General features: G+C 46.4%; 22 protein-coding genes and 1 pseudogene. 4 read left to right on the top strand and 19 right to left on the bottom strand.

Going from position 1 to position 18,875, the window contains the following annotated elements; genetic code table 11:
- Positions 1-309 precede the first annotated feature (309 nt).
- From DEP07_RS07765 to DEP07_RS07745, 5 genes are all read right to left on the bottom strand, one after another.
- Positions 310-651 carry a hypothetical protein gene (locus DEP07_RS07765; protein WP_287102338.1) on the bottom strand — a complete coding sequence of 114 codons (342 nt, stop codon included), beginning with the start codon at positions 649-651 and terminating at the stop codon, positions 310-312.
- Entirely contained in the window at positions 648-2,660 is a 2,013-nt protein-coding gene (locus DEP07_RS07760) for a hypothetical protein (RefSeq protein ID WP_287102337.1), read from the bottom strand. The genes DEP07_RS07765 and DEP07_RS07760 overlap by 4 nt, the downstream gene beginning before the upstream one ends.
- 1,136 nt (positions 2,661-3,796) lie before the next feature.
- On the bottom strand, positions 3,797-4,063 hold the full coding sequence (locus tag DEP07_RS07755) for a helix-turn-helix domain-containing protein (RefSeq protein WP_287102336.1): 267 nt from the start codon (positions 4,061-4,063) through the stop codon (positions 3,797-3,799).
- 9 nt (positions 4,064-4,072) lie between these two features.
- Positions 4,073-4,570: an LAGLIDADG family homing endonuclease gene (locus DEP07_RS07750; RefSeq protein ID WP_287102335.1), complete on the bottom strand. Its 498-nt coding sequence runs from the start codon at positions 4,568-4,570 to the stop codon at positions 4,073-4,075.
- Positions 4,567-4,959, bottom strand: a complete 393-nt coding sequence (locus DEP07_RS07745; RefSeq protein WP_287102334.1) for a hypothetical protein — start codon at positions 4,957-4,959, stop codon at positions 4,567-4,569. Before DEP07_RS07745 ends, DEP07_RS07750 begins: the two co-directional genes overlap by 4 nt.
- Positions 4,960-5,049: 90 nt before the next feature.
- Between DEP07_RS07745 and DEP07_RS07740 the strand changes: the two genes are divergently transcribed.
- A complete protein-coding gene (locus tag DEP07_RS07740; RefSeq protein WP_287102333.1) occupies positions 5,050-5,385 on the top strand; it encodes a helix-turn-helix domain-containing protein in 336 nt (111 codons plus the stop codon).
- 168 nt (positions 5,386-5,553) lie between these two features.
- On the opposite strand, the gene DEP07_RS07735 is transcribed toward DEP07_RS07740, so the two are convergent.
- The 12 genes from DEP07_RS07735 to DEP07_RS07680 all read right to left on the bottom strand — a co-directional run bounded on the left by DEP07_RS07735 (position 5,554) and on the right by DEP07_RS07680 (position 13,289).
- Positions 5,554-6,609 carry a hypothetical protein gene (locus DEP07_RS07735; RefSeq protein ID WP_287102332.1) on the bottom strand — a complete coding sequence of 352 codons (1,056 nt, stop codon included), beginning with the start codon at positions 6,607-6,609 and terminating at the stop codon, positions 5,554-5,556.
- 114 nt (positions 6,610-6,723) lie between these two features.
- Positions 6,724-6,933 carry a hypothetical protein gene (locus tag DEP07_RS07730; protein ID WP_287102331.1) on the bottom strand — a complete coding sequence of 70 codons (210 nt, stop codon included), beginning with the start codon at positions 6,931-6,933 and terminating at the stop codon, positions 6,724-6,726.
- Positions 6,911-7,267 (bottom strand): hypothetical protein, encoded by a 357-nt coding sequence (locus DEP07_RS07725; protein ID WP_287102330.1) that lies wholly within the window; start codon positions 7,265-7,267, stop codon positions 6,911-6,913. The genes DEP07_RS07730 and DEP07_RS07725 overlap by 23 nt, the downstream gene beginning before the upstream one ends.
- Positions 7,267-7,503: a hypothetical protein gene (locus DEP07_RS07720; RefSeq protein ID WP_287102329.1), complete on the bottom strand. Its 237-nt coding sequence runs from the start codon at positions 7,501-7,503 to the stop codon at positions 7,267-7,269. Before DEP07_RS07720 ends, DEP07_RS07725 begins: the two co-directional genes overlap by 1 nt.
- A 107-nt stretch (positions 7,504-7,610) precedes the next feature.
- The gene (locus tag DEP07_RS07715; RefSeq protein WP_287102328.1) at positions 7,611-7,847 is read right to left on the bottom strand and encodes a hypothetical protein; all 237 of its coding nucleotides are present in this window, start codon (positions 7,845-7,847) and stop codon (positions 7,611-7,613) included.
- 180 nt (positions 7,848-8,027) lie between these two features.
- Positions 8,028-8,246 carry a hypothetical protein gene (locus DEP07_RS07710; protein ID WP_287102327.1) on the bottom strand — a complete coding sequence of 73 codons (219 nt, stop codon included), beginning with the start codon at positions 8,244-8,246 and terminating at the stop codon, positions 8,028-8,030.
- A 129-nt stretch (positions 8,247-8,375) separates the two neighbouring features.
- Positions 8,376-8,783 (bottom strand): DUF4183 domain-containing protein, encoded by a 408-nt coding sequence (locus DEP07_RS07705; protein WP_063231312.1) that lies wholly within the window; start codon positions 8,781-8,783, stop codon positions 8,376-8,378.
- 86 nt (positions 8,784-8,869) lie between these two features.
- Complete coding sequence (locus DEP07_RS07700) at positions 8,870-9,154, bottom strand: DUF4183 domain-containing protein (RefSeq protein WP_063231311.1); 285 nt, start codon at positions 9,152-9,154, stop codon at positions 8,870-8,872.
- 276 nt (positions 9,155-9,430) lie between these two features.
- Complete coding sequence (locus DEP07_RS07695) at positions 9,431-9,850, bottom strand: immunity 22 family protein (protein WP_063231310.1); 420 nt, start codon at positions 9,848-9,850, stop codon at positions 9,431-9,433.
- 36 nt (positions 9,851-9,886) lie between these two features.
- Positions 9,887-11,203, bottom strand: a complete 1,317-nt coding sequence (locus DEP07_RS07690; RefSeq protein ID WP_287102326.1) for an SMI1/KNR4 family protein — start codon at positions 11,201-11,203, stop codon at positions 9,887-9,889.
- Between the two features lie 242 nt (positions 11,204-11,445).
- On the bottom strand, positions 11,446-12,012 hold the full coding sequence (locus tag DEP07_RS07685; protein WP_122964173.1) for a GNAT family N-acetyltransferase: 567 nt from the start codon (positions 12,010-12,012) through the stop codon (positions 11,446-11,448).
- 212 nt (positions 12,013-12,224) lie between these two features.
- Positions 12,225-13,289 (bottom strand): HD-GYP domain-containing protein, encoded by a 1,065-nt coding sequence (locus DEP07_RS07680; RefSeq protein WP_063231307.1) that lies wholly within the window; start codon positions 13,287-13,289, stop codon positions 12,225-12,227.
- Positions 13,290-13,459: 170 nt separating this feature from the next.
- Here DEP07_RS07680 and DEP07_RS07675 point away from each other — a divergent pair.
- Positions 13,460-13,771 (top strand): annotated as a pseudogene (locus tag DEP07_RS07675) (Mov34/MPN/PAD-1 family protein); the annotation flags it as partial.
- A 91-nt stretch (positions 13,772-13,862) separates the two neighbouring features.
- Here the strand turns inward: DEP07_RS07675 and DEP07_RS07670 are convergent.
- The gene (locus DEP07_RS07670; protein ID WP_287102325.1) at positions 13,863-15,692 is read right to left on the bottom strand and encodes a peptidoglycan D,D-transpeptidase FtsI family protein; all 1,830 of its coding nucleotides are present in this window, start codon (positions 15,690-15,692) and stop codon (positions 13,863-13,865) included.
- Positions 15,693-16,078: 386 nt separating this feature from the next.
- On the opposite strand from DEP07_RS07670, the gene DEP07_RS07665 reads away from it, so the two are divergent.
- Together DEP07_RS07665 and DEP07_RS07660 are read left to right on the top strand one after the other, a co-directional pair.
- Complete coding sequence (locus DEP07_RS07665; RefSeq protein WP_287102324.1) at positions 16,079-17,440, top strand: S1 family peptidase; 1,362 nt, start codon at positions 16,079-16,081, stop codon at positions 17,438-17,440.
- A 31-nt stretch (positions 17,441-17,471) separates the two neighbouring features.
- Entirely contained in the window at positions 17,472-18,035 is a 564-nt protein-coding gene (locus DEP07_RS07660) for a DUF3221 domain-containing protein (protein WP_287102323.1), read from the top strand.
- A gap of 196 nt (positions 18,036-18,231) precedes the next feature.
- On the opposite strand, the gene udk is transcribed toward DEP07_RS07660, so the two are convergent.
- Entirely contained in the window at positions 18,232-18,873 is a 642-nt protein-coding gene (gene udk / locus DEP07_RS07655) for a uridine kinase (protein ID WP_122964178.1), read from the bottom strand.
- Between the last annotated feature and the right edge of the window lie 2 nt (positions 18,874-18,875).

Below are 18,875 nucleotides of genomic sequence, written 5' to 3'. Positions count from 1 at the left end.
AACTTTTTGATTGACATTCACAAACGGACTAAAAAGAATGATCTTATTTTCTTGGAAATCAAATTGATCAGCGCTCTAGTCAACTTATCAGCCAGTAAAAATGTAATAAAATTCATCCACATAACCAAAATCTACAAAGTTACGCATCAAATATTTTATTGAATCATGGCTCATCACATTAAGGAATTCAAATACCACAAGGGCTTGGAAAAATGAGTCATACATTCAATCGTTAGTTTAATTTCAAAACATCCTAAAGAAAACCCGCCAAGGTAATCCCAAGGCGGTTTTCTTTTAAATGCTCTGAAATTACGGGATCTCGGAAAAGCTACTGTTGTTTGCCTTAAGGTATGTGGCTGCCGTTTGAAACTGCGAACTCTTTGACAGTTTCCCAATATCCCTGTTAAAGCACCACTCCTTGAAATCTCGCCCCGTACAGCTATATTGCGTTGGATTTCTGCTTTTTAGTGGACCGTGACGAAGTCCTGGGTTAAACCACCGACGGACCGTACTTTGCGTAGTTTCAAATACCTCGGCCAGCTTATCCACTGTCAAAACATCCTCATCCCTAAAGAGGAAGTAATAATCAGGTACGACCACTCCCAACTCTACAAGCTTGTCTAGGTTGGAAGAAAACATTTCGAACTTCATAAAACCTCTCCCCCTTTTTTTATTTTCTCTCGCAGTTTGATCGCTTCTTTTTCTAGCTCATTTCTTTTTTTGAACCACTCCCGAATATGCATCCCTTCTGGTGCTTGAAGTTGATGGTTTTCAAACCATAACTCGATCTCTTCCAATCCTCCCTTAAGTTCCTTCAAACGAGCAGCAGTATCGCTGACGAGATTTCGTTTCAGTCCTTCGTCACAAGAACTTTCCTGATATCCACGATCTTCTTCCCACTTTTCAAGCTCATCCAGATCATAAGGAAAGTTCAAACTTTGATCGAAGATTTTGAGATACATCTGAACTTTTGCAAGGTCACGATAATGTGCGGTGTTGATATCACCATTAGGTGCCATGCTGTGTCTCAAAAGATACCTTGCTGCGAAGGTACGTTGATCCTTCAAATATTCATCTACCCGTGCCGTGTTAATCCATTCGTTGACTGTGTGTCTTCCATCATGCGCCGAAAGAAACTGTCTCTTTTCCTCGTCAAGGAATGCCATTTCGGCTCTCCATTCCCTTAGATAATTTCCGATCGTGTCAGGAGCATAATGGCTATCAGGATTTTTCTCGTCAGGTCGAAAAAAGAAGCCGTGACCTCTAGCATACACCTTTGGTTCTCCCTTTTTGATAAATGTCTTACCAGCAAACTCCTTATGTTTTTCGTACGGAGTTATTGCAAATAAATGATTCTTGAGGTACAAATTAATTAGGTTCACAATTTTCGGGGGGACTGGGGTACCACGTACAGGACTACCACTCACACCCCCCTTACTTTTTTGGTCGGGAAGAAATAGTTTTCCCCAGCCCGTCGCATCATCTTTTGCGAGGAATCCTTCTGAATTGATCCAAAAATCTTCCACGGCGACTTTTGTGGCTTCTGACCTTCGTAACCCAAGTTTATGGGTAAACACCCAAATTAACGCGGCCTTTATTCCGTGATGGGCGAACACATAGTTGTAGCCTAAAACGTACTCCTTTCGAGTTAAGAATACACTCCGCACGGACCCAATGCGCCTTTTAAGCTGAGATACCGCATTTAGCGGCTCCAAGATGATACTTCGACGGTCAGCCAGTTTGTCCATCTCAACAAGTTTTTCCTCAAAAGACATTTCTCCTTTGACGAATTTTTGCTTGATCTCCCTCTCTTCCACCATCAAAGCGTACTGAAAAAAAGGCCTAATGATATTTACGTAGCCCGTTACAAAAGTAGAGTGCGCGATACCTTCGCCCATGGCCAATAAATCATCAAAGCAAAAGTCCATCAGGGAAAAAATTGAAGGATCATATAGTTGCCATTCTTCCTCAGAAAGCTTCCTTGCTCCAAACCTTTGCTCTTTTGTCGCCAAATCATTTATCCCGCATCGATTAGCGATAATACGGAAGCAGATTCGTTCCAGCCTTTTCCTATGGTTTTCCGCAGCGTCTTCACTGGTGATCCCCTGTCCATTTACCTTTACTCCACCAATCGTAATCCCTGGAGTTTTCGACAGTCGATGTGTCAGATAACTTGAGATCATTGATTTGATATCATCAGGTAAATTTTCACTATAATCAACGGTGATGCACCGCTTCTTGTTCTTCTGGATGTTAGCTTCGGCAGAAAGCGCCCTGGTAACTCTCTCAGAAATCTGCTCGATATCGTAATACCGTCCTTTCCCATTATTGAACGTGACTGAATCAGCCTCAAGCTGGCCATTCTTGAGCAATCTTGATAAATGGTCACGCTCAACACTAATTTCCTGTGAGATTTTCCGTAACGATTTGAAACGCGAGAACAGTTCATCGATTGGCTCCGAGAAATAGGCCTGTTCCTCACCTTTCTCAGTATTCGGTAACTGAATAGTGGTGTAGTAGGCTTTAAACCACTCTTCCCTGTTAAGTTGAGCCCACGCAGTAGGAGAAAGCTGATATTTCCTCATCACCTCCTTTCCTACATAGAACTTGGAGCCGACCTTTGAATTAAGCTTACACCATTGATGTTGATCAATCTCCATGCTTACCTCCATCAAAATTCTGGGCACAAAGCAAACTTTTTATACTTGGAATTGTCGGGATTTGGGTTCAAATTCCGATGATTCCAATAACGAAATGTGTGCTTTGTTTATACCCCTTTTTTCGCTCCTTTTTTACAATTTGCTTTTATCGCGAGTTTCGAGCGTCAGAGGGTAAGGAAAGCGCATCAGGAGGACGTTACAGTGTGTTTAAGTGTGAGTGACTGACTGCGCAAGCATGATGTTTATGAAATCGACGTTGCATATTCTCTCACATCTGTTGACTTACATTAGCGTTCACAAACACGCAGTGCTCGCGACTCCTTCAATACACGCTATGCTCGCGACTCCTTCAAAACACGCAATGCTCACGACTCCTTCAAAACACGCAATGCTCACGACTCCTTCAAAACACTCAGGTAAGATCTTTTATTCCCCTACGCTGTTCACCCAACTACTGGCTTCGATAAAGCGGTAAAGTCCCTTTACCGAGTTTTACCGAGCTCGTGATATCAGTCTTACAAATGTTCTGACCTCCTCACGTATTGATTTGTCAAAGAGCAACTGAGGCTGTGGTTAGCCCTCACACTGCGAAATATTACAGTCCCAATACGCTGGAAGTAAAGCCTCCTTTTTACATTATCAAAATGACAAAACAAAAAAAGCCGCTTCACAAGCGGATTGTTACGCAATATGTAAATGTTGGGTGTGAGAGAAGTTCAGGAACATTACCACACAGTTTCCAGAGAAAAGCAAAAGTGAGCGCACCTACGCTCACGACAGTTGAAAGTGATCCCAGAGTTCATCTAGCTTTTTTTGCAATAACCGAATTAAGCGGGTCTTTTTTTGCTGTTCTTCTTGCATCAGAATCCGAAGAATGTATTTGATCTGGTTTTTTTGTTTTCTAGGGTTTATCAATCTTTTGGAAACAGTTCGATTCTCCTGTTTTTTTATCATTGCTATTAACGACGCCAAGTTCCCTGAATTACCACATGCGCTACATTTCCACATGGTCGTTTTAGTGCTTATAATAGCTTTTTCCTCACAAAACAAGCACTGAAAAAACATTTCTTCTTTATAGAAGTAATAAGTTATTTTACTTTCTTTAAAGAACGAGGCTAGGACCAGTTTATATTTCATTACTGTAATAACCTTTTTACTTCACTACTTCGATTTCGCGCTTTCATTAAGAAATCTTTCACATCCGATCCTAAGATGACATATTTTCCGCCCCAAGAATAGGCTGGCAGCTTGCCTTGCCTACACCAACGTCTTACCGTTTCTTGACTCAGATTAAGAAGTTCTGAGAGGTCGTTTGGATGGAGAACGCACTCATCAGGAATTGCATCAAACAATTCATTTAACTTCGGAGCAATCCCTAGCTCCTTCTCCATTTTCATGTCCATGAGATTCACCTACAATTTTATTTTTCTTCTTCTTACATGTCCTCCGTTGTTCATCAAATCTCTAATCGTCAGAATTTTATTCAATCCTTCTTTTGTCCGTCCTTCTCCATGAAGGACTTTATAGCAGATTATCTTAAAGAGAGTAAAATCTTTCCGTTTGATGTTTAGCAGCGGATGTTGGTCAAAAAACGGAATGATGATCTCCACGAGGTCCGTTAGTTTGCTCACTCGAAAGGCAACTGCCTTTTCAGAAAAATGAACATGTCCACACCCAAGCCATTTTTGTATATGTTGAAGGATTTCACTGTCTGTTCGTATCAGTTTAATCATGAATATCGGCTTCACTTGATAGCCAATTTTTATTGTTTTACAGGGATTGATAGTAACGAAAAAGGAACCCTCTCCCATGGTAAAACCGACGATTACCCCGCTTTTTAAAGGATCCAACTTCGGTATCTTCTCTTGAATCTCTTTTCCTCTTTGCCAACTGCTTCGATACTGTGTCACGTTGATCCCTTTCTCGCTCCCACTTTTTTATATACCCACACATACTCACTTCCTACATATGGAGAGTGAAATTCGTATTGATTTATAGTTCTGGATGGTAGCGATTGTTGGTAATATCTTTCGAAGTAATTTTTAAGAAATCGTTTTTCATCCGCTTTCCTCTTAAAATACTGAAAGTCTTTAATCGGAATCGGAAATGCATCGATACAAGAACAACCAGGATGAACACAGTAGTACAGATTAAAAGCGGTTTGCTCGGTAAGTTCAAAAATATTATCTCGAAAGAAGATCGTTCCCTTTTGCTTCTCTTTATGTAGGAACGTTTTGATTTGGATGAGGTTTTTCTTCGGAAATGCTTGCTTTTGAATTTGATTGATGGTTACAAACAACGTGATTTTGCCCCCTCCCGACTTGAAAAATATGGTACCATTTAAGAGTAGTTATGCAGTCGCGTACTTCATAAATTGGGGGTGAAAAGCGTGGAACATTTAGGTCAGCAAATACGCAGCATGCGCGAAAAAAAAGGAATATCTTTAAGTGAATATGCAGATCGTTTAGGTGTTTCAAGCGGGTATCTTAGTAATCTCGAAACAGGAAAAACGGATACAATTCAACTTTCAACCCTCTCCAGAATAAAACAAGATCTTCAAATTGTTTTCCCTTGGGAATTGGATCTCGATACAAATTCGGATCTATCCATCCGTCTTAAGCGAATCCATCAGCTCCTCTTGAACTTATCCTCACAACAGCCACAAGCGGTGGATTATCTCCTATCTGTTGTTGAAAATGGCGTAGAAACTTTTCAGAATCGGTAGGACTTATTACCATTATGTACCAACTAAAAATTTTTATTCATTTAAATAAAAACAACTTCACATTAATGAACGAAATAGACTGATCGAAGCCCCCCCAAAAAATGAAAACAAGGAGCTGGAATAAGACTTCGTGGCTCCTTGTTTTATAGTTTCAGAGTAGGTGCGCAACTAAAAATTGTACTTGGCTTTTGTCTGGCTCAGGATTCCTTCAGCTTTTTTGTATAACCCTTCGGCAATTTCCTTGATGGAGGATTGCTGCTTTTCAGTTTCCGCCATTCTTGCTTTGGCTTGTTCACTGGCATCGAATCCCGTCTTCATCGCTTCGTTGTATGCTTGCAAGCTGCTGTTGAAGCCTGGAATTTCATCTTTGATCTGATCCCATAGCACCTTGGTCTCATCCATGTCTTTCTGCAACGTCGCCATGATTTCGTTCATGGCCTTTTTCTTGTCCTCCACCCTTGTAAGTACGACTGCCAGACTGCCGAGCTGGACTTCCATCCCGCCTACCATCGTCTCCATAGTGGCATAATCCGTATCGTGTAGATCTGGCTTTTGCGCGTATGCTGACAGTTCCTCCACCATTCGTTGCAGCTCTGTCAGATGCTCTTCGTACAAGGTCTGTTCCTCCGAAAAAATCATGTTAGAGAGCTTCTTCGCGTCTTCGGCGATTTTGACTTGCAGATCGCTCGTCCGCTGTACTTTCTCTCCGAATGCTTGATCTGCCGCTTCTTGCGCCTTCTTCTCTTCCGTTTGCTTTTGGATTTGGGCAGTTTGTTCGCTCACACGTTTTTTCATCGCTTCGAGCTTTTCGTTGTAGGTCGTACTTTGGCTTGCCAAGAGTTTAGTTTCGCCTACATAGCCTTCCTCTGTTTGGCCATGAAAAGTGAGTTCCTTTTCATTGACAGTAGCAGTGATGGGCTGACCCAGGAGAGTTTTTAAAATCAGATTCCCTTTCTCTAAGGAACCCGAATACGCGTAGGAATTGCTTTTGATGACGGGGAGATTGTTTGACGTCTCGACCTTTGCTTCATACAGCTTGACAGCGACATCCTCTTTCCCTGCCACTACCTTGGCGAAGAGAAGACGATTATCTGCTTCGAGCAAATAGCCTTCCGCCAGTGGTGTTGTAGCCGTGGTCGTAACGTACTGCATCTCCCCGTATGTTAGCGCAGCCAATACAAGGAGGATCATTGCAGAGATTATCCATTTCTTTTTTGCAAGCACGATATAGGCTCCTTTCAATCAAAAACATAAGACAATAAGAGCAAAAAGATGTTTTCTCCATGGAGGGAACAATTTCCTGTTGGGATTACTCATAAAAAGAAGCCCATTGAGGGCTTATTTCAGTAGAGCAGAAAAAATCAACAACGCGATCAAAGTAAAGAATATACCCACAAAGGCGCCCCCGAACCATTGCAACCACTTCGGAAAAGCTCCCCAAACCACTTTTTTGGGTGCGCCTCCTTCAACTCTTTGGATGCTTTCCAAGTTCGGATCCACCCATGGAGAGGCATTCGGATCACCATCATGTTGAGGATTTCGTTTCATCGGCTTCTCCCCCATTCCCCTTTCGATTCGATAGCAAGCGCGATAGACCAAAAAACAAACAAAATACACTAGCGGTCCATAATATCCCCGACATACCAATGCTCGCAGATGCATTTTCAGAACCCATCGGATGTTTCATTTCAAACGTATTGATCGCTTCTAACAGTTTGTACCCCGCCAATGCAAAGAAAACAATGTAAGCAAGTAACCAACCGAATACTTCCTTGTTGAATTTGTGTTGAATCTTCAAAGAAACTAGCCAGATCAATTGGATCCCCATTACGATGGCAAATCCCCAATTTAACATTCCGTAAACTTCTTCCTCTAAATACATCAGGCTCGCCTCCTTTTCTTTCGCCAGGAGAAAACAACGGCTAACACAATGTGAAGCAATGGAAACAAACCAATCAGTTGATAAGCATTTTCGGCTCCGCCAAAATAATATGCAATCGGAAGAAACAGTACTGCGCTGATGAGCGACAAAACCCAGGACTGTGCCACTATGGCGAAAAACAAAACCCCAAAGGAGAGAATGCCTGACATCCACCATAAGAAAACGATAAGATTCACTGGTATCACCTTTTTAGACCATATTACCATATCCTTCCTTCCCATCCTTTGAAGATCCCGTGAAAATGGCAAAGCCCAGAATCCGAATTCGATTCTGAGGCTCTCTTTTATTTGCGCTCTGCTTGTCCACTTTGAATAACGGTGATATCGCTTACCTTCCTCGTCTCTTCATCCACATCAATAATCAATTCAATCACTTTCCTTGAATAATGGGTCAGGCACCTCCACGAACAAAAATGCCAGACAAGTGAATGGGATGAATTCCTGAGTATGAGTTCCTCCAGATCCTCTTCGAAATAACTGTTACACTGATCACATCTGCCGTAACCGTGTTGATCAATCATCTTCAATTTCCTCCTATTATGCTTGTTCGTGCTTGTCCATTTTGAAATCAAGTAATAAGTGTCTAATGAATGTTCTTAAATGTTCTAATAAATCTGGTCATAACTCCACGAGCCGTTTCTCGTGATATCGTCCTGTTTTGAGTATGCGCACCCGCTTCTGCATGACCACATATTGACGTTCTACTCTGTCGAAATTGTCTTCACAATATGCGCCACCAGCCGCAAATTGTGCTCGATCAGCTTGTTGCGGGCATACGGGTCGCCTTTTGCCATGAGGCGGAGGTATTTTTCTTCTTCCGTATCCTGAAGAGGCTGGGGAAACGCGTTGTTCTTGACATAAGCAACAAACATAACCAGTTCCTTAAACACAAGGGAAAGCGCCGCAATGATGCTGGACATGGCTGCCACCTCCACGTCTATATAGCTTACTCCTATCCTTATGTGGGCGAATACCCAGATGTGCAAGTACCACCCGAAAACAGCAGTTGTATGTTGAGAGGCTTGCTTCTGTTCTCCAGCCTGTGTCATTCAGGACGTCGTGATCTGAATGAATTGCAATATGATCGGCGCTCCCTTGGCAGGCACTCCGCTCAGCACCAAAACTCCGGGCTGAACCAGGTAACTGTTTGGCGGCTGTAAGATGCCATTGATAAACAGGTTGACGATGGACACGGTTTGCTGCCCGCGAATCCCCGAAGTGCTGAACTGCGGCGTGGCGTCAGCATCTGTGTACATATTTTTTTGTCCGTCTGAAAATGCCGTATATTGGTAGATCGTGGTGGCAAGCAAGCCAGGAGTGCACGGACAAGGAGGACAGGTAGGGCATGGCTGACCGGGGAAAATGTCCGGGCAGCCATATGGCGGCATGACCTGTGAACGCGCATTGACGGTATAGATTCGCTGCCCTCCGCTTCGCTGTATGTTTCTATGCTGCAAAACGATTCACTCCTCTCTTGCGCTGGAATGGGATTACCCCAGGCATGTACGATCGCCTGGGGCCTCCCTTGCACTTGTTTGCTGTTTTAGTTGACGACAAACTCAACCATGACAGATACACCATCGTTTTCAGCGTCTCCGTCAGGAATCGTCAGCGAGGATGTGGTCACAGTAGACGTACCTCCTGGCTGCAAAACGCCATTGATGTAGAGGTTGTAGTAAGCAAAGGTGGATGGGAATGCTGTCGCAGCAGCACCTGCGTCTGTGTTGAATGCTGTTGCCGCAATCGCAAAAGTCGCTCCTGTGCCTGTTCCCGCTCCAATTGTCGAGTTGAAGCGCAGAGACGTCATGAATGGTTTAATGATTGGCATGTACACCAACTCCTCGTGAAAAGTAGTAAGGATGAACCTTACATTACATATCAAATGAAGAAACTGGCTTTCCCGAAACGGACAAACATCATTTGGGAAAAAGCATATTTTCTTGGTCGCTCCCGCTGCCTTTATGCCAGAAATTTATTCTTCCTGATAACAAAACCATGCCCCAGCCCGCCAACCTGGGTGAAAAATGATTATGCAACGTCGCGTCAACAACTACTGACGAAGTAATCAAAAAAAGCGCCCACTCTCCGCAGACGCTTTTTCCCTTCAACCCTCATATTCGATTTTTGCCAGAAGCTTCACTTGCGTACTCGCCACATGCCGTTCGCCACTGAGTGAAAACAGTTCTTCATTAACTGTGCCGTAGGTCGTTTGTTGCCCGTACAGCAGCAGAACGGTAGGGTAATCAGCCAGTTCATCGGAGAGCGAAGCTGGCAGTTTCTCGGCAGAGCTTGCCCCAGCTGAAACGCACTCCTGCCGCAAATACTCCAAAAAATTCGCTCGCTCCTCTGCCTTCCCCAAGGCATGTACTTCAAAAAAATCTTCATCTATCCAGGTGAGTCCTGTCGCTTTCATAAACTCCGATGGATACATGTCTCCATCTTCCGTATATACTGGCTCCAGAAAAGCTTGCAGTTCATCCTCTGTTTGCAAGTCTGTTCCCCACACCACCACAACATGCTTCATGGACACCTCATCCCCTTTCCTTCCTGAGTCATCGGTTTAGCGTGCATGCTCACCATAAGCAGCGCGAATGCGCTCGACCCGCTCCCGTTCCTTGCGCAAAACGGCCTTCTCCGCTGCAAAGTCCAATAAGCTGTCCAGCTTTGTCCAATCCGGCTCGCCTGTTGGAACCTCCCCCTTGTCCAGCATCCGCCCCCAAGCCATGAGCGCAATCTGGCGCTGTGCCTCACTGCCTACCAGCCAATGTGCGAGATCATTCCATTCGGGAGCAGAAACGGCAAACAGCTTGTCCCATCCTTCGAGCGGGTACGCCGCATATGCTTCCATCCAGGCGATAACTTCCCTGGCACGAAAATGCTTGAGACGGCCATAGGCTGTATAGCCGTTCATCGTCTCGATGTTCGCCTCGTTGTCCAGCTCAGCCAGCACAAGCGACAAGCCTTCCTCTTTTGGCAGGCAAGCTGCTGACAAGTACGCCCGTTGGACATCTGAAACAAGCTTTTCCTGCCCAGCTGATTCCCACAGCGAGCGAACCCAATTCGCCGCCTTCATCCCCAACGTTTCAACCAGCAGTTGGCACCATGGCTCTTTTGCAGCAAAGTTCGGCGCCTGGCTGATTTTCGCCACCCAAGCCTGCTGGACGACTTTTGCGTCATACTGATCGAACGCTTTTCGCACACGCTCGTCGTCTGCGCCATGCAAGGCAGCGTACTCGACGAGCTGCGCAAAATCGGTTGCTGCGGTTTCCAGCGTCAGCTCCCGGTACGTTTGCAGCCATTTTTTCCAGCGAACCGCATTTTCCCCATGCACATCGAGTCCATCTGCGCCAGCAAAAGGCTCGTAGTTCCACACTTCCGCTCCAATACAGCCCAGCTCGGTCACCCGCTCGACAAACGCTGTGAAGCTGTGCCCGAGCAAAATATATTCGTCTGTCTCATGCCCCCAGGCGTAAACAGGCGGATCGTCCGCGCATGCTCGCAAATCCAAGAGCAACATGTCGCCATTGCCGCCGACGTGGAAGCAAAGGTACTGTCGCTCGTCGGCGCTTTCGTCGTCGTGACCGAAATAAGGCCACTCCAAACTGTCCAGGCTCCAGCCGATATCCCCGCCGAGGGAAAATGGCTCGACGGTCCTAGTAGGAAGCGACCAGTATATTTGAACTTCGCTTGTCCCTTCCAGAAAAAGACGTCGAAGCGCAAGCGGCAGACTGATCCCCAGTCGCTGCTCTGCTTCGTCCACTTGCCACGGCTGCGCAGGATCAGCGATGATCAGCGGCCAGGTGTGCGCGCCCTGCCTGTCCATATCCGCGATCAGCGCTCTCCACGCAGAAACCCATTTTTCTATTTGTTGGCGCATAGCTACAGCGCTCCTTCCACTCTGCTCGTTTATCACAATCCTTCTTTTTTCATTGTTGCGAATATAGCTCGCGACTTTCAACCTTCTAAAGAACCATTTTTATCCAACATATACACCAAAACACCGCTTCTGCGTTCACGCTGGGCTAACGTTTACGCAAAAGTGCCCCCACCCCCAGCCGACACCACAAAAAAACGCCTCTCCCGGACCTGTCATCGCTGGCCCGAGAGAAACGTTTGTCGCTACACCGTCACTAATACGCTTTTTACCATATGGCGGAATTGATGTCCGCTCACCGTCACATTCCCGTCCTGACGATAGCCCATTGATTCGTAGAGTTGACGGGCACGCGGGTTTTCCTCGTCTACCAAAAGGGCGATGCGGTCGTGTTTGCGCCGGATTGCCTCTTCTTCGAATGCCGAAAGCAGCATTTTTCCGATTCCTTTGCCGCGCTGATCGGCCCGAACGGCGACCGAGTCCAAATAAAATTCATCGTCGCGCGCTTCCTTCACCAGCGTGGGCGCAACTCCTGTCCGCTTTTGAACATACTCGACAAACGGGCGATCCAGCTGCTCTGTCTGACTGCCGTGGTAGAAAAGCGCTACGCCGACCGGCACGCCTTCACGCATGGCGATAACCGCATTTTCATAGCTGAGCCGATTGCCTTTTTGGGCAAAAAACTGCTCCAGCAGCAAGAGCGCTTCTTCCTGCTCTGTCGCTCCGGTCAATGTGTGGGCGATGTCGCCAATCGCTTCATAAATCAGCGGTGCCGCAAAAGCTGCATCTTGAGGTTCCGCTTTACGTATCATGTTACTCTCTCCCTGCATGTAAGCGTCCACCCGTCATCTCCAATCGGAAAATCGTCCGTGGACACGTTTTTTTGTTGCCTGTACGATCATGCTTCCGCTTTATTGTGTCACACTTTACACCCAAGGTCGAGCAACCGGGACATCCGTCACAAATTGGCAACAAAGAAACCGCTCTCATAAACGAGAGCGGTCGCAGTCGCATCAAAGCGGCTCTATCCAATCATCTTTTCGATCGTCAGCTTGCGCTCGTAGCGCAAATCGAGAAACTCCCCGCTGCGCCGCACCAATGGCCGCATCGGCTCGTCCTGGTGGATCAGGATCACTTCGACTTCTTCCCCGCTGCTCAGACGAGCCCTCGCTCCTACGTACAGCAAGGCAATGTAACGCACGAACACAGAGACTATCTCAATACTCAACAACCCGTTGCAAGCTTCTTTCCATAAAAGCTGTGCCGCTTCGAAAGGCGAAGTGCGGCCTTTGTATACCCGATCCGAGCAGATGGCGTCGAACATGTCGGCAACCGCCAACACCTGGCAAGCCAAAGGAATTTCACGGCCTTTGCGCTGCTCAGGGTAGCCAGAGCCATCCAGTCGCTCATGATGAAGCAGGGCGCACAAGGCGAGGCGCTCTGATCCGCCTTCCATCTCCCTGATCATTTCATAGCCGTATGTCGTATGTTTTTTCATGATCGCGAACTCTTCGTCTGTCAGCTTGCCCGGCTTTAACAAAATTTCTTTCGGGATGCGCATTTTCCCCACATCGTGCAAGAAGCCGGCCGTTCCCATAAACGTCACCTGCTGCTCGTCCCATTTCAGCAAGCGGGCAATTAGGGAACAGAGAATGCCCACGTTCAACGAATGCCGATATGTATAACTGTCCGCCCCTTCCAGGACGTAAAGGGAGCGAAAAAGCCCCAAATCCTTCGTGGATTTTTCCAGTACATTCTCAAAAACTTGCGAAAACTGTTCCAGACTCGCTATTTTATCATGCTTGAGTTGATCGAAAATCAACCTTGTCTGATCCAAAGCCTGTACATAGGCGGCAACCGTCTCCCCGTCCGCCTCCAATTGGAATAATTGCGTAGTGACATGCTCTCCAGTTCCCTCTGACAATGTTTGTACGATGTTGACTTCCCGTACGCGCTGTTTCAGGAGAATGTGCACATGTGCAGCTGTTATGGTCGTATTCTTCCCCAGCAGCAGTACACCGCTATCCGAGTAAAGGTCATCTGCTAGTTCTTGCCCAATCAGAGTGTGATCAACGGGGGCCGTAGGCATACAATCAACCTTTCCAGTCATGTCTTTTTCTAAATTATAGAAAGGAAGGAGGAGAGTTACAATCTTTTTTTCGACAATTGCCATGATTTCCTGAGCGGGACCTTCTGCCGCCTGCGCACATACGATATAGAGCGAATGCTAGCGGTGAACTCAAGGAGGGACCTCGTTTCATGACAACACTGTACATCACGCCAAAGGCATGGAGGCAGATCGAGCAGGCTGTACGAAAAAAACCCTCGGTGGAAACAGGAGGGGTAATGATGGGGTATCCGCTCGGTGATGAAAAGTGGGTCGTGACATTTGCCAGCGACCCTGGGCCAAGAGCGATTCACCAGCCAAATTCGATCTTTTTCGACGATGACTATCTCAAAAGACTCGTTCGCAAAATGAGCAGAAACAGCCAGTCGCAATACATCGGGGATTGGCACAGCCACACGATCAAGCGCCTGTCTCCAAGCAAAGGAGACAAACGGACGATCTGGACAAAAGCTTCACAATCCATGTACATGTCTTCCTCGCCGCTCATGCTGATTGTCGGGCTGGGCAAGCGCAACCAGCTTCAGGCGCGCGGCTTCATTCTCGGGAATACGCTCCAGGAGGTCGGGAAGATCGAGCTGTATAATCGGCAAGTTCATCGACCGCACGCCGAAAAAGCTCCATTGCCTGGTTCTTCCCCCAGCTTGGCTGGTTCTCTGATACCACACAGATCGCAAAGCGCGGTTGCTCCAAAGGAGCGTAGCCGACGAACCAAAGGTGATTTCTGGCATCGGTTGTACTCCCTGTCTGCGCGGTCCCGCTCTTCCCGGCCACCTGCCAGGAAGAGTTCAGCAGCATCTGGCCGGTCCCATCTGTGACCACCTTACGCATCATTTTCCGCAGCTTGCTGGCTGTCACGTAGTCGATGCCATCGGCTGCAAGCTTTTGCTCCGGAAACGAGTAAAAAGACTGACCGTTCCGGTAGGCGATTTCCTTGACCAGACGCGCCTGCGCGGGTTCACCTCCGCGCAGGATCGTCACCATCAAATTCGCTGCCTGCAACGGCGTTATCCGCACATCGCGCTGGCCGATGGCGCTTTGGATCAGCACGCCTTCGTCATTGTGGGACACGCCCTCGGCAAATACACGCCCGCTTTCTTCGCCGTCGAGCTGCTTGAAACCATCGAGCTTGAACAAGTGGGCCGTGGCGTGCCCAACCTCTGTCGTCAAGCCCAGCCGGCGGGCGTATTCTGCAAGCTTTTCCCCGCCGACCCTTTTCGCAATCTCGGCAAAAGCGATATTGCACGACTGCGCATACGCCTCTTCCAACGTGACGCTGCCGTGCCCCTCTTTTTTCCAGCAAGAAAAATGGTACTTGCCATACTCTCCGCTGCATGTAAACCGATCTGTCGGGGAAACGACGCCCTCTGCCAGAGCGGCGGCAGCGACTACCGTCTTGAAGACGGAACCTGGCGGCAACTGTTTGAACGCTCTGTTTTTCCACTCCGTCGCAAGCCCGCTCACATTCGTCTGGTCGTAGGCCGGGCGACTGACAGCCGCGATGATATCGGCATTTTGCGCATCCAGAACAATCAAGCTGCCTTCCCGAAGCCCGACATGCTCAGCCGCTGCTTCCATGCGCCGCTGAATGTCCACATCGAGCGTAGTGGACAACGACAGCGGATAGTATTGATTGCTTGGCTTCGTATAGCGAATATCCAGACCACGCAGCGGCCTTCCTTGACCGTCCACATAGTAGGACAAGACAGATGGCTCCACGCCTTGCAAAAAGCGGTCGAAGCTCCGCTCCAGACCAGACGCGCCCACGGTCGATTCGGCGTTCATTTTGCCGTTTGCCCATTCATCGGGATACAGGGCCTCGACCATGCCGGGGTTTTTATGAATAAAGCCGATGAGGTGCTTCGCTACTTCTTCCGTGCGATAGCGCTCTGTCACCGCCAGCGCCACCACGCCCGGTATCGCCAGCGCGTTGATCTCCTCTGCCTGCTGTTTGGTTAGCTCGATCAGCTTGCCCGCGTCATTGCGCAAAAGCTGCGGCACCTTCGCCTGCTCCATCGCCCGCGACAATCGCTCACTCGGCTGTCCGGTGATCTTCGCCAGTCTGACAAGCCCATCTGTGCCTTCCATGCTGCCACGAGCGAGCGGAAACAAAATCAGCGCCAAATGCTCCACGCCCGTGAATGCATAGCCTCCCCGATCCAAAATATCTCCGCGCCCGCTGTGCAGCACGATACTTTGCTGCCGCTGCTTCACCGATGCTTTCACCAAGTCGATCCCGCGTCTGGAAAAGCGGTGAGGCGCTCCGAGCTGTATCCACCACAGACGGGCGATCAGCCCCAGCCAGACAAGCGACATCACCATCAGCACCAAAAAATGCCGTCTTTTGATTCGGCGATCCAGTTGCATGAAGCTTCCCCTCCTCGCCCTTTTCTTCCCAGTATTGCCAGAATAGCCGGGCGAAAAACGATCCGGTGCGAAAACTTGACACTCCAAGCGGCTTGTGCTGATGGTGCATTTGTTCCACAAAAATTCTAAGCACACTACCGTTTTCTCGTGCCCAATGTTTAAGGCTAGCATCATTTTCATTGGCAAATATCCAATTCATTACACGTGATAGGCAGCATTTCGGTTCGTGAACCAAATGAAAGATGGTTTTATTTAAATGAAAATATAAAGTGTTTAAAACTCAAATAATGTAAAAAAATGAAATTTTATCAATTAATATGAAATGAGGTTTTTCAACCTAAAAAATGTGATAATTTACCATTATCATACAAAGGAGGTAAGAACTAATGAAGAAACTAGGAGCGTCACTTTTGGTCGCAGCACTATTAGCTACCACAGTAACTACATTCTCAATTCCGGCAACGTCAACATTGGCAGCACAAAAACACAGCCCAGAGATACAGCAATATCTCGAGTCTAATGATGCACTCAAGGAAAGTGAAAGATTTAGAGAGGAAATGGGCTTGTCCTCCAATACTAAAAACTTAAAAGCATTGTCCAAAGACTCTCAAAATTTCTCAGAAAAATATGGGGTATTTCTCACGAAAAAAGAGGAAAAAGAGCTAGATGCAAGGCTAGAGGAACAAAAAAAGCTCATTCCGCCAATCAAGGACTTCATTGCAGAAAATCTGCAAGAAGAATTTGCTAGCATGTATATTGATCAAAAACTAGGGGGCATAGTTCGTATTGGATTTAAAACTGGATCTGAAGAAAAGGTCAAAAAATTTGAGGAAGAACTGAAGAACCTTTATTCAAAAGACATGCTTGAGTTATACTACACAGATTATACTGAACAGCAACTGGATGAAATTGCAGAGTCTGTATCCGAAAAAAGGGATGTATTAGCACAGCGGGGACTGGATATTTCTTCTGTCAGTGTTAATATTCCTGAACAAAAAATTGATATTGGAGTAAAGAAAAAGACCGCTGCTTCCAGAAGTCTTCTTTTAGATTCAGTCATTGTTAGTGATTTAGATCTAGGCGTTGATGGCAATCTCATTAATATATTTGAAGAAGATGTGCATGACGTTCAAGCTAGCCCATCCAGTAAATTCAGGCCAATTCAAGCCGGTTTAAGGATTACTAATGTGGAGACGGGTGGTAACTGCACATCTGCATTCTCTGCTCAAATTGGAACAGATTCTTATGTGCTTACTGCTGGTCATTGTGTCGAGTCTACTGGAGATAAATTCTCTCAAGGCGGGGAGAGATTTGGTAGAGTTGAGGATTATAACTTCGGGGGAAATGTTGATGCTGCAATCATTAAGTTAGATGAAGGATCTGATGACGCCACTTATTATCTTTTTGGTAACGATAAGTCAAAATTAAATAACATTGATGAGGTTCAAAAAACAAAAAATGAAACAGTTGGAGATGCCGTATGCATTTCTGGTGCTACAACAAGAAGCGTCAAATGCGGGACATTAAAATCAAAGAATTGGAGTGGCTACCTAACCACCAGTGACGGTAAAGTTTACTTTACAGGCTTGAGACAAGCGTCATATTCAAGCCAGAGTGGGGATAGTGGCGCTCCAATCTTTCTAGGGGGTACAGCTATAGGCATTCATAACGCAGGGGATGGTATTTACACTCATATAACTAGAGCTGTTAATCATTTTGATATTGATGACATCTATATTGGAGACTAAGATATTTTTTATACGAGGGAGAATAGGTAAAATGAATAAATATCTAAAGTTCATTACCTTGTCTACCATGGTTCTCTTAACAGTAGGTTGCTCAGAGGAAAAACCTAAAAATGAACATAAAGGACTAACGGGATTTGTCATTGAGGCGAACTATGAAAAAAGAGCGCTACTTGTTGCAGAAAGTGACAAAACATCTGCTACAGAAGGAAAATATGGTGTTGAATGGTATTCGTTAAATGACGATGCTATTCTGCTTGATAGTAAGAATAGTAAGATTTTGTTTACAGATATTGAAGTGGGTTCAGAGGTAGAAACATGGTCAACTTCACCTTCGCTAGAGTCATATCCAGCTAAAACAGACTTGAGTAAGCTAGTAGTTGCAGATGATGTGAAGCACCCTAATTCTGATATGTCACAAAAGAAAGCCATTCAAGCGGCTTTAAATTTTGCAAAAAATCTTTCTGACAAACCAGCGATACTAATCGTGCAAAAGGTAGAAATCAAAAAAACTGAATGGCTCATTCATATATATAATTTTGATTTAGGGAAGAGTTATGAATTAAGAGTTAATCCAGAGACTGCTGAAGTCTCTTAAGCCCCAAACTGCAATTGAGTCACCCCCTTATCTTGCTAAATTAAAATCAGAAGAACAACTTATTGAATAAAAACATCCCGCTCCACTTTTGATAGTGAAACGGGATGTTTTTATTCCTTTTTAGGGTTTCCGTCATTCAGGACTCCCCTTTTGGGACAGCCCATCGTGCTTGCCTTCTTTTGTATCCATCAGAATGCTACAGCTTGGCTGGCTCCTGTTTTTCCAACAAAATGTTTTTGATTTTGGTGGACAGCAGATCGAGCGCCACCCGGTTGTATCCGCCCTCTGGGATGATGACGTCGGCGTAGCGTTTGGTCGGCTCGATAAATTGCAGATGCATCGGGCGGACGACGTTCAAATACTGGTTGACCACGGAGTCCAGGGAACGGCCGCGCTCCTCGATATCGCGTACGATCCGGCGAACGATGCGGACGTCTGCATCCGTGTCGACGAACACTTTGATGTCCATGAGGTTGCGAATGCGCTCATCTTCGAGAATCAGCATTCCTTCCAAAATGATGACGTCTTTCGGGTCTACCTGGACTTGCTCGCTCTTGCGGTTGTGCACCTTGAAGTCGTAGATCGGCTTCTGGATCGCCTTTCCTTGCAAAAGCTCCTGCAAATGCTGCAAAAGCAGATCGTTGTCAAAAGCGAACGGATGGTCGTAATTGGTCAAAGCCCGGTCTTCCACACTCAGATGGCTTTGATCTTTGTAATAAGAATCTTGCTCGATCATCGTCACGCTATCGTTGCGGAACTGATGATACAACTCCCTTGCCACAGTGGTTTTTCCGGAACCACTGCCCCCTGCCACGCCAATCAATACAGGGTTACCCATGC

Origin of the sequence: Brevibacillus sp. (assembly GCF_003521185.1) — a bacterium.
GTDB lineage: Bacteria > Bacillota > Bacilli > Brevibacillales > Brevibacillaceae > Brevibacillus > Brevibacillus parabrevis.
Note: the sequence above shows the minus strand (reverse complement) of the source record. Positions and strands in the feature narration are given on the sequence as shown.

Bases quoted from the DNA above. Each gene is read 5' to 3' on its own strand.
- DEP07_RS07765 (WP_287102338.1), bottom strand. From the start codon at position 651: ATGAAGTTCGAAATGTTTTCTTCCAACCTAGACAAGCTTGTAGAGTTG.
- DEP07_RS07760 (WP_287102337.1), bottom strand. From the start codon at position 2,660: ATGGAGATTGATCAACATCAATGGTGTAAGCTTAATTCAAAGGTCGGC.
- DEP07_RS07755 (WP_287102336.1), bottom strand. From the start codon at position 4,063: ATGGACATGAAAATGGAGAAGGAGCTAGGGATTGCTCCGAAGTTAAAT.
- DEP07_RS07730 (WP_287102331.1), bottom strand. From the start codon at position 6,933: ATGAAACGAAATCCTCAACATGATGGTGATCCGAATGCCTCTCCATGG.
- DEP07_RS07725 (WP_287102330.1), bottom strand. From the start codon at position 7,267: ATGTATTTAGAGGAAGAAGTTTACGGAATGTTAAATTGGGGATTTGCC.
- DEP07_RS07715 (WP_287102328.1), bottom strand. From the start codon at position 7,847: ATGATTGATCAACACGGTTACGGCAGATGTGATCAGTGTAACAGTTAT.
- DEP07_RS07710 (WP_287102327.1), bottom strand. From the start codon at position 8,246: ATGTCCAGCATCATTGCGGCGCTTTCCCTTGTGTTTAAGGAACTGGTT.
- DEP07_RS07700 (WP_063231311.1), bottom strand. From the start codon at position 9,154: ATGCCAATCATTAAACCATTCATGACGTCTCTGCGCTTCAACTCGACA.
- DEP07_RS07695 (WP_063231310.1), bottom strand. From the start codon at position 9,850: ATGAAGCATGTTGTGGTGGTGTGGGGAACAGACTTGCAAACAGAGGAT.
- DEP07_RS07690 (WP_287102326.1), bottom strand. From the start codon at position 11,203: ATGCGCCAACAAATAGAAAAATGGGTTTCTGCGTGGAGAGCGCTGATC.
- DEP07_RS07685 (WP_122964173.1), bottom strand. From the start codon at position 12,012: ATGATACGTAAAGCGGAACCTCAAGATGCAGCTTTTGCGGCACCGCTG.
- DEP07_RS07680 (WP_063231307.1), bottom strand. From the start codon at position 13,289: ATGCCTACGGCCCCCGTTGATCACACTCTGATTGGGCAAGAACTAGCA.
- DEP07_RS07670 (WP_287102325.1), bottom strand. From the start codon at position 15,692: ATGCAACTGGATCGCCGAATCAAAAGACGGCATTTTTTGGTGCTGATG.
- DEP07_RS07665 (WP_287102324.1), top strand. From the start codon at position 16,079: ATGAAGAAACTAGGAGCGTCACTTTTGGTCGCAGCACTATTAGCTACC.
- DEP07_RS07660 (WP_287102323.1), top strand. From the start codon at position 17,472: ATGAATAAATATCTAAAGTTCATTACCTTGTCTACCATGGTTCTCTTA.
- udk (WP_122964178.1), bottom strand. From the start codon at position 18,873: ATGGGTAACCCTGTATTGATTGGCGTGGCAGGGGGCAGTGGTTCCGGA.